The 11,500-nt window shown below is 61.7% G+C and carries 10 protein-coding genes; 5 read left to right on the top strand and 5 right to left on the bottom strand.

Annotation, left to right across the window (positions count from 1 at the left end):
- Positions 1 to 224: 224 nt before the first annotated feature.
- On the top strand, positions 225 to 800 hold the full coding sequence (locus ACQRBT_RS25820; RefSeq protein ID WP_412046928.1) for a flavodoxin family protein: 576 nt from the start codon (positions 225 to 227) through the stop codon (positions 798 to 800).
- A gap of 32 nt (positions 801 to 832) precedes the next feature.
- Here ACQRBT_RS25820 and ACQRBT_RS25815 read toward each other — a convergent pair whose 3' ends face one another.
- Positions 833 to 1,267, bottom strand: coding sequence for a helix-turn-helix domain-containing protein (locus tag ACQRBT_RS25815; protein WP_104993293.1), 435 nt, complete (start codon positions 1,265 to 1,267; stop codon positions 833 to 835).
- Positions 1,268 to 1,595: 328 nt separating this feature from the next.
- Here ACQRBT_RS25815 and ACQRBT_RS25810 point away from each other — a divergent pair, with 328 nt between their 5' ends.
- Positions 1,596 to 2,519, top strand: a complete 924-nt coding sequence (locus ACQRBT_RS25810) for a LysR family transcriptional regulator (protein ID WP_060756390.1) — start codon at positions 1,596 to 1,598, stop codon at positions 2,517 to 2,519.
- Between the two features lie 18 nt (positions 2,520 to 2,537).
- Here ACQRBT_RS25810 and ACQRBT_RS25805 read toward each other — a convergent pair whose 3' ends face one another.
- Both ACQRBT_RS25805 and ACQRBT_RS25800 read right to left on the bottom strand, forming a co-directional pair.
- Positions 2,538 to 3,965, bottom strand: coding sequence for a mechanosensitive ion channel family protein (locus tag ACQRBT_RS25805; RefSeq protein ID WP_060756389.1), 1,428 nt, complete (start codon positions 3,963 to 3,965; stop codon positions 2,538 to 2,540).
- A 63-nt stretch (positions 3,966 to 4,028) separates the two neighbouring features.
- The gene (locus tag ACQRBT_RS25800) at positions 4,029 to 5,045 is read right to left on the bottom strand and encodes an alpha/beta hydrolase (protein ID WP_412046927.1); all 1,017 of its coding nucleotides are present in this window, start codon (positions 5,043 to 5,045) and stop codon (positions 4,029 to 4,031) included.
- A gap of 267 nt (positions 5,046 to 5,312) precedes the next feature.
- Here ACQRBT_RS25800 and ACQRBT_RS25795 point away from each other — a divergent pair, with 267 nt between their 5' ends.
- Positions 5,313 to 5,966: a hydrolase gene (locus ACQRBT_RS25795; RefSeq protein ID WP_161550328.1), complete on the top strand. Its 654-nt coding sequence runs from the start codon at positions 5,313 to 5,315 to the stop codon at positions 5,964 to 5,966.
- A gap of 497 nt (positions 5,967 to 6,463) precedes the next feature.
- On the opposite strand, the gene ACQRBT_RS25790 is transcribed toward ACQRBT_RS25795, so the two are convergent.
- Both ACQRBT_RS25790 and ACQRBT_RS25785 read right to left on the bottom strand, forming a co-directional pair.
- Positions 6,464 to 7,186 carry a FadR/GntR family transcriptional regulator gene (locus ACQRBT_RS25790; RefSeq protein ID WP_412046926.1) on the bottom strand — a complete coding sequence of 241 codons (723 nt, stop codon included), beginning with the start codon at positions 7,184 to 7,186 and terminating at the stop codon, positions 6,464 to 6,466.
- A 48-nt stretch (positions 7,187 to 7,234) separates the two neighbouring features.
- The gene (locus tag ACQRBT_RS25785) at positions 7,235 to 8,971 is read right to left on the bottom strand and encodes an IlvD/Edd family dehydratase (protein ID WP_161550386.1); all 1,737 of its coding nucleotides are present in this window, start codon (positions 8,969 to 8,971) and stop codon (positions 7,235 to 7,237) included.
- 191 nt (positions 8,972 to 9,162) lie between these two features.
- On the opposite strand from ACQRBT_RS25785, the gene ACQRBT_RS25780 reads away from it, so the two are divergent.
- Together ACQRBT_RS25780 and araD1 are read left to right on the top strand one after the other, a co-directional pair.
- Positions 9,163 to 10,485 (top strand): MFS transporter, encoded by a 1,323-nt coding sequence (locus tag ACQRBT_RS25780; protein WP_104993296.1) that lies wholly within the window; start codon positions 9,163 to 9,165, stop codon positions 10,483 to 10,485.
- Positions 10,486 to 10,500: 15 nt separating this feature from the next.
- Positions 10,501 to 11,490 carry an AraD1 family protein gene (gene araD1 / locus ACQRBT_RS25775; protein WP_090371961.1) on the top strand — a complete coding sequence of 330 codons (990 nt, stop codon included), beginning with the start codon at positions 10,501 to 10,503 and terminating at the stop codon, positions 11,488 to 11,490.
- Positions 11,491 to 11,500: the final 10 nt, after the last annotated feature.

The raw sequence follows: 11,500 nt of genomic DNA, 5'->3' as shown, positions 1-11,500 counted from the left end.
TGCCGGCGGCGTTTGCGGTGCCGTTCACCCATGCCGTATTGACTGGGGCTGCGCTGACAAAGACTGAGTCGCGGCTTTTGGCGCACCCCTGAGAATTAACAACGTTTAACTCGTCCTGCGTCTGGTTTACACCCAAAAATCCAAGGCTTCCAGTCCATCAACCGAAGGCACTGGTTTTTGTGCTCGTGCAGCAAAAGGGATGGACACTTCAGGAGAAGGCTGGAATGAGCGACGTGGTGGTGGTCTATCACAGCGGTTATGGCCATACGCGGGTTATCGCCGAAGCGGTGGCTCAGGGGGTGGAGCGGCACTCGGGCAGTACGTGCCGGCTGATTCCGGTCGAGGAGGTGGACGAGCAGTGGGACTGCCTGCACCGCGCCGACGCGATCATCTTCGGCGCCCCGACTTACATGGGCAGCGCGTCGGCGTCCTTCAAGGCCTTCATGGAGGCCACCGCGTCGTTCTACCTGGCGCAACCCTGGCGCGACAAGCTGGCTGCCGGGTTCACCAACTCCGGTTGCCTGTGTGGCGACAAGCTCAACACCTTGCTGCAGATGGCCGTGTTCGCCGCCCAGCACTCGATGATCTGGGTCGGCCTCGACCTGTTGCCGGCGCGCTCCAGCGTTGGCCGGTTCGATGGGCAATTGAATCGTCTGGGCAGCTCGCTGGGGGTCATGGCTCAATCAAATGTCGAGCAGTCCCCGGACCATGCGCCACCTGCCGAAGATCGCTTCACCGCCGCTCACCTGGGGGAGCGGGTGGCGCGCCTGGCCGAACGCATGCACCCTGCGTCGGGTTGATGCATCGCGTCCCATCCCTCACAAGGCTCAGCTCAGCAGTGAGCGGCTTGCGCTGCTGAAGAGGCAGGCAGGGCCCGTACGGCCTGGCAGCGCCAGGCGAACGGCGTGATACCTTCGCTGCGGGTGAACATGTGGCAGAAGTGCGCCTGATCGCAGAAGCCACACTCCAGGCTGATTTGCGTCAAGGTCAGGTCGGTGTCCTGGATCAGTTGCTTGGCGCGCAGGATGCGCTGGCAACGAATCCAGTCCTGGGGCGACAAGCCGGTGCTGGACTTGAAGGCGCGAGAGAAATGACTGCGCGACAGGGCGCAGGCCCGAGCGAGTTCGGTGACTTCCAGCGTTTCACTCAACCTTTCGAGGATCAATTTCTTGACCAGGCTTTCCCGCCAGGGAGAAAGGCCTCCGGTGGCCGGGGTGCGCGTTTGAGTGGTTGATACACGGACGGCGTTGTACTGAGCGTGGGCCATGGCAAATATCCGTATCGATGGGAGCGCGCTGGCGCACTGCGCGATGGCTCAGCAGCTTCCCGCGTTAGAAAACAGTCCTGCACAGAGGGCTTCATTTTTGGGCGCGGGTCGGTGGTTGGCGAGTTAAACGTTGTTAATTCCCTGCCTGTGCAACAGCATCCATTGAGCACATTGCTGCAATTTCTTGCGCCGAAAACGCGTGCATAATTGCGCGTATTTCGCCGGAGCCTATCGAACGCGGGTTTTACCGGCGGGCGGCAAGAGTGCCGATGCTCGAGTGAAGTTCGACTGAGGCGTACCTGGCTCAACACACAATGGGACTGTGCCTATGAACCGTAATGATCTGCGCCGCCTGGACATGAACCTGTTGGTGATTTTCGAGGCCCTGATGTTCGAAAAGAACCTGACCCGTGTGGCTGAGAAGCTGTTCATGGGGCAGCCTGCGGTGAGTGCTGCGCTGGGGCGCCTGCGCGATTTGTTCGACGACCCGCTCCTGTTGCGCAATGGTCGCGGGATGGAGCCGACGGCGCGAGCGTTGGCGATTCTTAAAGAGCTGCAACCGGCGATGGACATCATCTCGGGTGCCGTCAGCCGGGCCAAGGAGTTTGACCCGGCGACCAGCTGCGATGTGTTTCGCATAGGCCTTTCGGACGATGCCGAATTTGGTCTGTTCCCGCCGTTGCTGCGCCAGTTGCAGCAGGAGGCGCCGGGCATTGTCGTGGTGGTGCGCCGGGCCAATTATCTGTTGATGCCGGCCTTGCTCGCCTCAGGGGAGATCTCCGTGGGGGTCAGCTACACCACCGACTTGCCGGCCAACGCCAAGCGCAAGCGGTTGCGTGATATTGCCTGCAAAGTGTTGCGCGGGGATGACCGGCCTGGTGAGCTGACGCTCGATGAGTACTGCCAGCGCCCCCACGCGATGGTGTCGTTCTCGGGCGACCTGAGCGGCAACATCGACCTCGACCTTGCCAAGGTCGGGCGTGCCCGGCGCGTGGTGCTGGGGGTTCCGCAGTTCAGTGGCTTGCGGGCGATGCTCGCCGGTACCGAAATGATCGCCACCGTGCCCGACTACGCGGCGTGCGCCTTGGTCGAAGGTTGCGCCCTGCGAGCCGAAGACCCACCGTTTCCCATCGATGCGGCGCAACTGTCGATGGCCTGGAGTGGCGTTCACGACAACGATCCGGCAGAGCGCTGGTTACGTTCGCGGATCAGTCAGTTCATGTCGCAACCCCTGGACATCGCGACCCCCTAGATCCGGCTGAAAGCGGGGTCAGCGTTTTTGCAACCAGCCCAGGAAACCGCCTTTCCTGACCGGTACGGGCTTAGCCATCAACGCCAGCCGACTGTTCTGTTGCCGTACCGCCTGCAACTTGTTCAACGCCTGGCCGACCTCGCTGCGCTGCGCCATGCACTGGCGGGTCAGCTGCTTGTCGAGACGGTAGATGATCGAGGAGGTCAGCGCGGTGAATGTCGCCTGGGACGGTGTATCGGCAAGGATGCTCTGTTCGCCCATGACCTCGCTCGGCCCCATGCGACCGGCCTCGGCCAGCCCATTGCTGTCGGACACGCTGACACTGACGATACCGGTGGCAATCACAAACAGGCTGTCCGGCACTTCGTCCAGATCCAGCACCACCTGGCCGGCGCTGTATTGTTGCGGCACCATTGATTCGGCGAGGCGGTCACGCTCCTCATGGCTGAGCGAGCGGAAAACCTTCACCTCATCGAGCAACGCACGGGCGCGGCTCGAGGGTTCGATCACACCGTCCGGATGCCGCGAGATACCTGCCGCCTCAAGATGCCGATGGGCGAGGTCGAACAACTGGTTGCGCACGTCGCCTTTCCTGGCCAGTTCGGCGATGAAACCGCTGGCCACGTATTCGGACATTTCCTCTCCCGCCTCTTTGAGCAACGCTTTCGGCGCCGGGTTGAGCAACAGGCTGCTGCTGCCTTGCAGCGTCCGGTCGAGGGCATCGAGTACCCGGCGCGGCCGCACGTGATTCGGCACCTTGATGCTGATCGACACGCCGTGCAGGTTGGTGGGGCGGCTGAGGTTGACGATCTTGGCCTTGGCCGCCACCGAGTTAGGCACCACCGCCAGGGTACCGGCGCTGGTCAGCAGATGGGTGGCACGCCAGTCGATATCGAGCACCTTGCCTTCGACGCCGTCGATCATCACGAAATCGTCTACCTGATAGGGCTTGGTGGTGTTGAGCACGATGCCGGAGAACACGTCGCTCAACGTACTCTGCAGCGCCAGGCCGACCACAATGGCGACCACCCCGGAGGTCGCGAGCAAGCCTTTGACCGGCAGCTCCAGCACATACCCGGCGGCGGCGACAATGGCCGCCAGGAACACCAACGCGCCGATCACGTCCTGCAACAACCGACCGCTGTGCCCGATGCGCCGCATCAGAATCAGGCCGACCACTTCGGTCAGCACCCGTGCGGCGTACAGCCACCAGAGTATTCCCAAAGCCGTAGCGCCCAGTTGCGCAACCCGGTCATCGGCAAACGACGGCGCCTGCAACGGGCTGACGCCGGCATTGATGACCAGCGCGCTGAACGCCACGAACAACAGCAGGCGCACGCCGATGCGCGAGGCGCGGTGCGTGAACGGGGCGAGATGCCAGAGCAACGCGTCGAGCACCAGCAGCAGGGCGCTCCAGGACAACGGGTGGGTGAGGAAAAGGCTCATGGATTGCACTCCGGCGGGTACAAAAAAACTCGCCACACGCTGAGGTGTGGCGAGAGGTCGGACTCAGTTCAGATGCGTCTTGAGTTCGGCTGCGGCTTGACGTACCGCCGCTTGGACTTCCGGAATCCGGCTTAGCGGATTGAGCAGGCCGAAGTCATGAATCATCCCGTTGTAGCGCACCGCAGTCACCGGTACACCGGCCGCGTCGAGGTGGCGGGCGTAGCTTTCGCCTTCGTCACGCAGCACGTCGAACTCGGCGGTTTGCACCAGCGCGGCAGGCAGGCCCTTGAGCTGTTCGGTGCTGGCATTCAGGGGGGATGCGTGGATCTGTGCACGTTCGGCCGGGTTGGTGGTGTAGTTGTCCCAGAACCACTGCATCATGCCTTTGGTCAGGAAGTGGCCTTCGGCAAACTGCTGGTACGAGGCGGTTTCGAACCCGGCGTTGGTCACCGGCCACATCAGCAGCTGGAAGCGCAGGGCCGGGGTGTGCTGTTCCTTGGCTTTCAACGCCACTACCGCTGCCATATTGCCGCCCACACTGTTGCCGGCCACCGCCAGACGCTTGCCGTCGACGCCGATGTCCTTGCCGTGCTCGGCCACCCATTGGGTGGCGGCGTAGGCCTGGTTGATCGCGGTCGGGTAATGGGCTTCCGGCGACGGGGTGTAATCGACGTACACGGCAACTGCGCCCGAGCCCACCACCAGATCACGAATCAAGCGTTGGTGGGTCGGGAAGTCGCCCAGCACCCAACCGCCACCGTGGAAGAACATGAACACTGGCAACTCGCCCTTGACCTTGGCCGGACGCACCATTTTCAGGTTGATCACCTGACCGTCAACCTGGATCGCCTTGTCGCTGACCTCAACCCCCGACAGATCGACCTTCACCGACGCCTGGGCACCGGTCAGCACGCTGCGGGCATCTTTCGGGCTCAGTTGTTCCAGTGGTTTGCCACCGCCGGCGGCAAGGGCGTCGAGGAACGCCTGGGTGTTGTGTTCGACGCCAGGGCTGCCGGCGGCGAAAGCATTGCCGATGGACAGGGCGAGCAGGGAAGCGGTAAGGGTTTTCTTGAGGCTCATGGTCAATTCCTTTCAAACGTTCGAGTTTTTATGCCGTGGGATCGGGCTGCTGTGACGCTGGGTTCAGGTCTCAGCAACACCGTGAGCACAGATTAATGAGGCGCTTGAAAGTGAAAAAGCGGCTGGAAACCGTTTAACTGTCAATCAGGTTGTGACAATTAGCCCGTTCGAACGCCGGCGTGATTTTCCAGAGCCACACACCCATACAATCGCTGTGCTTCAACGAAGCCGAAAATGGCGCCTCTCAAACGCATCCGGAGAAGTGTCATGGCAATCGCAAAAGCAGTACCAGGCAAAGGTCTGATTGATCCGAGCAATCACGCTCTGATCCTGATCGACTTCCAGTCGCAGATGTCCTTCGCGACCAAATCCATCGACGCCGTCACACTCCGTAATAACGCTGCACTGATTTCCAAGGCAGCGAAGGAGTTTGGTGTTCCCGCCATTCTTACCACCGTCGCCGAAAAAAGTTTTTCGGGACCCATGTTTGAAGAAATCACTTCGGTCTTCGCCGGTCAGGAACTGATTGACCGCACCAGCATGAATACCTGGGAAGACGAGCGCATCGCCGTCGCCGTGAACAAGATCGGTCGCGACCGCATTGTTCTGGCGGGTCTCTGGACGTCGGTCTGCATTGTCGGGCCTGCTATCTCTGCCCTTGAACAAGGCTTCGAGGTCTACGTCATTTGCGACGCGTGCGGCGACGTTTCGGATGAGGCGCATGAGCGTGCCATCGAGCGCATGATCCAAGCCGGTGCGCGCCCAATGACCTCACTCCAATACCTCCTGGAACTGCAACGTGACTGGGCTCGCGGCGACACCTACAACGAAACGGTGAAAACCGCTATCGCTAACGGCGGCGCCTATGGTCTTGGTTTGATTTACGCCAAAACCATGTTTAACGCATCCGAAGGTCACTGATCCGTACTGCGCTTCTTCCTGTGATAGGCAGGGGGCTATCCTCAAAAATGATGCCCCTTGCGCACCGCTTGCTGCGCTTTTGATCTGCTTTTGATCTGCTTTTGATCTTGATTTTGATCTTAAGCGCCCCGTCAAACCACGCTGGCCGAACGCAGGCTTGAATCCGTGGGTAACCCGGCAGGAAGCCGGGTTAGCCGTCCTGGGCCAGGGATGGCCCATGACGGCGGCCCACGGATTCAAGCCTGTGTTCGGGCACACCGAGCCTGAGCGAGGTGCCGAGTGGTGGGGCAAAGGCCTTTTGCTTACTTTTGGGCCTTTCCAAAACTGAGCCGCTGTAAGAGCGGAACCAATATCAGCCGTTACCACTGCAACGGATATGTACTCGGACCACTCCAACATCCCGGTCGGCCCATAGGCCGCCACGGGAGCAAGCTCCCTCGCCACAAGTGCCAACCTGGCACCAGAGTTTTAGATAGGGAAAGAGGCGAGCAACGAGCCTACAACGGCGTCAACACATTCATCACGGTATCCAGCGCCACACGGGTGTCATCCAGCTGCACCAGCGAAGCATGCCGGGCACCGAGCGCGTCTCGGTTCTGGATCGCGGTGAGGATCGCCTTGTGCCGGGGCAGGCTGAGGCCCTGGATATCCGGACGTCGGTTGGTGATATTGATCGACTCGCGCAACGGCAGCGACAGCATGTTGCACATGTAGGCGAGCAAATCGTTGCGTGTGGCGTCGGCGATGGCCCGGTGAAAATCCAGGTCGGCCTGCAGCAATTGTTCGTGAGTCTGCGCGGTCTCCATGCCACGGTAGGCCTCCTCGATCGTGGCGATGTCCTCGACGGTGGCGGTGGTCGCGGCCATCGCGGCGATTTCCGGTTCGAGAATGCGCCGCACACCGGCCAGGGTGTTGAAAAACTCACTATGGGGCGTGGACTGCATCAGCCAGGACAACACGTCCGGGTCGAGCAAGTGCCATTTCAACCGCGGCCGCACCACCGCGCCGACCCGTGGCTTGGAATACACCAGGCCCTTGGCGCTGAGTACTCGCGTGGCCTCCCGCAATACCGAGCGGCTGACCTTGTACTCCTCGCAGAGCGTGGCTTCCAGGGGCAGTTTTTCTTCGGGCTTGAAGCGGCCGGAAACGATGTGCATGCCCAAGTCCTGAACGATCTGGGCATGCATGCTCTTGCGCGGTTTGGGCGGCTGGTGATCCATAACGACAGGGATGCTCTGACTTAGATTCGCGGCATCATAGCATCCCAATTAGTGGGAATGACGTGGGACTTCAGCGCCACGGCAACCCACCAGGAAGTCAAAGTCGCAGCCTTGGTCGGCCTGCAGCACATGGTCTATATACAACTGGCGGTAGCCACCGACGATCAGCTTCTGCGCGGGCTTGAGGTCGGCCATGCGGGCTGCCAGCTCTGCGTCGGGGATGTCCAGGTGCAAGCGGCCGTTGGCGCAGTCGAGTTCGATCCAGTCACCTTCCTGCACCGCAGCCAACGGCCCGCCGGCTGCGGCTTCCGGTGCGACGTGCAAGACCACCGTGCCGTAGGCGGTGCCGCTCATGCGTGCGTCGGAGATGCGCACCATATCGGTGACACCCTGGGCCAGCAGCTTGGCCGGCAGGCCCATGTTGCCGACTTCCGCCATGCCTGGATAACCCTTGGGGCCGCAGTTTTTCATGACCAGGATCGAGTTGGCATCCACGTCCAGCTCCGGGTCGTTGATGCGTGCCTTGTACATGTCGAAGTCCTCGAACACCACCGCGCGGCCTCGGTGTTGCATCAGCTCCGGGCTGGCGGCCGAAGGCTTGAGGACTGCACCCAATGGCGCCAGGTTGCCACGCAAGACGCAGATACCGCCGTCGGCGCGGATCGGATTGTCGAGCGTGCGGATGACCTCGTCCTGGCCGTAGATCGGCGAGTCCTGGGTGTTCTCGCCGAGGGTTTTACCGTTCACGGTCAGGGCATTCGGATGCGGAATCAGCTTGGCTTCACCCAGACGGCGCAGCACGGCGGGCAAGCCGCCGGCGTAATAGAACTCCTCCATCAGAAAACGCCCCGACGGCTGCAGGTCGACGATGGTCGGCATGCCACGGCCAATGCGGGTCCAGTCGTCGAGGTCGAGTTCCACGCCAATGCGCCCGGCGATGGCTTTCAAGTGGATCACGGCGTTGGTCGAACCGCCGATGGCCGCGTTCACACGAATTGCGTTTTCAAAGGCTTCCTTGGTGAGGATCTTCGACAGTTTCAAATCTTCGCGCACCATCTCCACGGCGCGCATGCCGGACATATGCGCCAGCACGTAACGCCGCGCATCCACGGCCGGTATTGCCGCGTTGTGGGGCAGCGACGTGCCCAGCGCCTCGGCCATGCAGGCCATGGTCGACGCGGTGCCCATGGTGTTGCAGGTGCCCGCCGAACGCGACATGCCACCCTCTGCCGCAAGGAAATCATCCAGGCTGATGGTGCCGGCCTTTACCTGTTCGCTGAGCTGCCAGACCACGGTGCCCGAGCCGATGTCCTGGCCCTTGTGCTTGCCGTTGAGCATCGGCCCACCCGTGACCACGATGGCCGGTACGTCGCAACTGGCCGCTCCCATCAGCAGGGCCGGGGTGGTCTTGTCGCAACCGGTCAGCAGCACCACGCCGTCGATGGGGTTGCCGCGAATGGCTTCCTCCACATCCATGCTCGCCAGGTTGCGGGTGAGCATGGCGGTCGGGCGCAGGTTCGACTCGCCGTTGGAGAACACCGGGAATTCCACGGGGAAGCCGCCGGCCTCGATCACGCCGCGTTTGACGTGCTCGGCGATCTGGCGGAAGTGCGCGTTGCACGGGGTCAGCTCCGACCAGGTATTGCAGATGCCGATGATCGGCTTGCCATGGAACTGATGGTCGGCGATGCCCTGGTTCTTCATCCAGCTGCGGTACATGAAGCCGTTCTTGTCGGCGGTACCAAACCACTGGGCGGAGCGTAGGCCGGGCTTTTTATCAGACATGATCGATTCTCTTATTGTATGACTATATGTTCTATCTGCGGCTAAACATAAGCGTAAAAACCCTGCTTTGGAAGAGTTGTTTTGCAAATAGTCCTACTATATAGTTTGTCTCAACTGAGGTATGACCCTGGCGGATGTTCGCGAGAGGTGTCCCCCGAGCTTCTATAAAAACAACAATCGGAGATCGACCCATGAGCCAGGAACTGCGGCTTATTCGGCGCATCACGCTGAAATTGATTCCCTTCCTGATCCTGCTGTACCTGATCGCCTACGTGGACCGTTCCGCCGTGGGCTTCGCCAAATTGCACATGGGCGCCGATGTCGGCATCGGCGACGCCGCCTATGGCTTGGGTGCCGGGTTGTTCTTTATTGGCTACTTCCTGTTCGAGATCCCCAGCAACCTGATGCTCGACCGCTTCGGCGCACGACGCTGGTTTGCGCGCATCATGGTGACCTGGGGCGCGATCACGATCGGCATGGCCTTCGTGCAAGGCCCGCACAGCTTCTATGTGATGCGCTTTTTGCTGGGCGCGGCGGAGGCGGGCTTCTTTCCGGGCGTGCTCTACTACATCACCCAGTGGTTTCCGGTGCGCCATCGCGGCAAGATCCTTGGGTTGTTCATCCTGTCCCAACCCATCGCGATGATGATCACCGGCCCGGTCTCCGGTGGCCTGCTGGGCATGGATGGCCTGCTCGGCCTGCACGGCTGGCAGTGGCTGTTCATTGTGATCGGCACGCCGGCGCTGCTGCTGACCTGGCCGGTGCTGCGCTACCTGCCGGACGGTCCCCGGCAGGTCAGCTGGATGAACGACGACGAGAAGGCCTGGTTGACCGGTGAACTCACCAAAGACCTGCAAGCCTACGGCCAGACCCGTCACGGCAACCCACTGCACGCCTTGAAAGACAAGCGCGTGTTGCTGCTGGCGCTGTTCTACCTGCCGGTCACCCTGAGCATCTACGGCCTGGGCCTGTGGCTGCCGACCCTGATCAAACAGTTCGGTGGCACTGACCTGGTCACCGGTTTCATCTCGGCCGTGCCCTATGTGTTCGGCATCATCGGCCTGCTGATCATCCCGCGCAGTTCCGATCGCTTGAACGACCGTTACGGCCATCTCGCGGTGCTTTATGTGTTGGGGGCCATCGGCCTGTTCTGCAGTGCCTGGCTGAGTCTGCCGGTACTGCAAATGGCGGCGCTGTGCCTGGCGGCGTTCGCGCTGTTTTCCTGCACGGCGGTGTTCTGGACCTTGCCGGGGCGGTTCTTTGCCGGCGCCAGTGCGGCAGCGGGGATTGCCTTGATCAACTCGGTGGGCAACCTCGGTGGCTATATCGGCCCGTTCGTGATCGGTGCGCTCAAGGAGTACACCGGCAACCTGGCCTCGGGCTTGTACTTCCTGTCTGGCGTAATGGTGTTCGGGTTGTTGCTGACCGGCGTGGTCTACCGCCTGCTGGAACTCAAGCATGTGTTGCCCGCCGACCAATTCGCCGCCAGTGCCCGTGGCGCCACCCGTACTTAATGGAGGAGAAGCTTCATGCGTTTAGTTCAGTTCGAGTTGCACAACGGTGAGCGCCGCGTCGGCGTAGTGGACGGCCATCAACTGCGCGAAGTGCGGACGGCCCACAGCGTGCGAGAACTGGCGCTGGCCGCCATCGAGGCGGGCGTCAAGTTGCAGCAGCAGGTGGAGAGCCTCGGCCTGGGCGCCAGCCACGACTACGCGGCCTTGTTGGCCGGGCAGCAGATCCTGCCCCCGCTGGACCATCCGGACCCGGCCCATATGCTTATCAGCGGCACCGGCCTGACCCACCTGGGCAGCGCCGCCGCACGCGACAAAATGCACCAGGCCGGTGACGACAGCGCACTGACCGACACCATGCGCATCTTCAAGTGGGGCGTGGAGGGCGGTAAACCCGCCGCCGGCCAGGCCGGTGTGCAGCCGGAGTGGTTCTACAAGGGCGATGGCAGCATCGTCGTGCGTCCGGGCCAGGCCTTCGCGGTGCCGCCGTTTGCCGAAGACGCCGGTGAAGAACCGGAAATCGGCGGCCTCTATGTGATCGGCCCGGACAGCCGGCCGTATCGCCTGGGCTTCGCGGTGGGCAACGAGTTCTCCGACCACGTGATGGAGCGCAAGAACTACCTGTACCTGGCCCATTCCAAATTGCGCAGTTGCAGCTATGGCCCGGAGTTGCGCGTTGGTGAGTTGCCCCAGCACCTGGCCGGCACCAGCCGCATCCTGCGCAACGGCGAGGTGATCTGGCAGAACGAGTTCCTCAGCGGCGAGGCCAATATGTGCCACAGCCTGGAAAACCTCGAGTACCACCACTTCAAATACCGTCAGTTCCTCAAGCCTGGCGATGTGCACATCCATTTCTTCGGCACCGCCACGCTGTCATTTGCCGACGGTATACGTACCCAACCGGGCGATGTCTTCGAGATCAGCCAGGCCGAGTTCGGCGCACCGCTGGTCAACAGCGTCGGCAGCGTTGACGCGGCATTCGAACCCGGCCAAGTAGTGCCCCTTTAAGGAGATCGAC

Source organism: Pseudomonas sp. R19M (assembly GCF_050312585.1).
Lineage (GTDB): Bacteria > Pseudomonadota > Gammaproteobacteria > Pseudomonadales > Pseudomonadaceae > Aquipseudomonas > Aquipseudomonas palleroniana.
The sequence above is the reverse complement of the archived record's forward strand: the minus strand, read 5'-3'. Positions and strand labels throughout refer to the sequence as shown.

Excerpts from the sequence above, each read along its gene's own strand:
- ACQRBT_RS25815 (WP_104993293.1), bottom strand. The coding sequence starts at position 1,267 with ATGGCCCACGCTCAGTACAACGCCGTCCGTGTATCAACCACTCAAACG.
- ACQRBT_RS25805 (WP_060756389.1), bottom strand. The coding sequence starts at position 3,965 with ATGAGCCTTTTCCTCACCCACCCGTTGTCCTGGAGCGCCCTGCTGCTG.
- ACQRBT_RS25785 (WP_161550386.1), bottom strand. The coding sequence starts at position 8,971 with ATGTCTGATAAAAAGCCCGGCCTACGCTCCGCCCAGTGGTTTGGTACC.
- ACQRBT_RS25800 (WP_412046927.1), bottom strand. The coding sequence starts at position 5,045 with ATGAGCCTCAAGAAAACCCTTACCGCTTCCCTGCTCGCCCTGTCCATC.
- araD1 (WP_090371961.1), top strand. The coding sequence starts at position 10,501 with ATGCGTTTAGTTCAGTTCGAGTTGCACAACGGTGAGCGCCGCGTCGGC.
- ACQRBT_RS25810 (WP_060756390.1), top strand. The coding sequence starts at position 1,596 with ATGAACCGTAATGATCTGCGCCGCCTGGACATGAACCTGTTGGTGATT.
- ACQRBT_RS25795 (WP_161550328.1), top strand. The coding sequence starts at position 5,313 with ATGGCAATCGCAAAAGCAGTACCAGGCAAAGGTCTGATTGATCCGAGC.
- ACQRBT_RS25790 (WP_412046926.1), bottom strand. The coding sequence starts at position 7,186 with ATGGATCACCAGCCGCCCAAACCGCGCAAGAGCATGCATGCCCAGATC.
- ACQRBT_RS25780 (WP_104993296.1), top strand. The coding sequence starts at position 9,163 with ATGAGCCAGGAACTGCGGCTTATTCGGCGCATCACGCTGAAATTGATT.
- ACQRBT_RS25820 (WP_412046928.1), top strand. The coding sequence starts at position 225 with ATGAGCGACGTGGTGGTGGTCTATCACAGCGGTTATGGCCATACGCGG.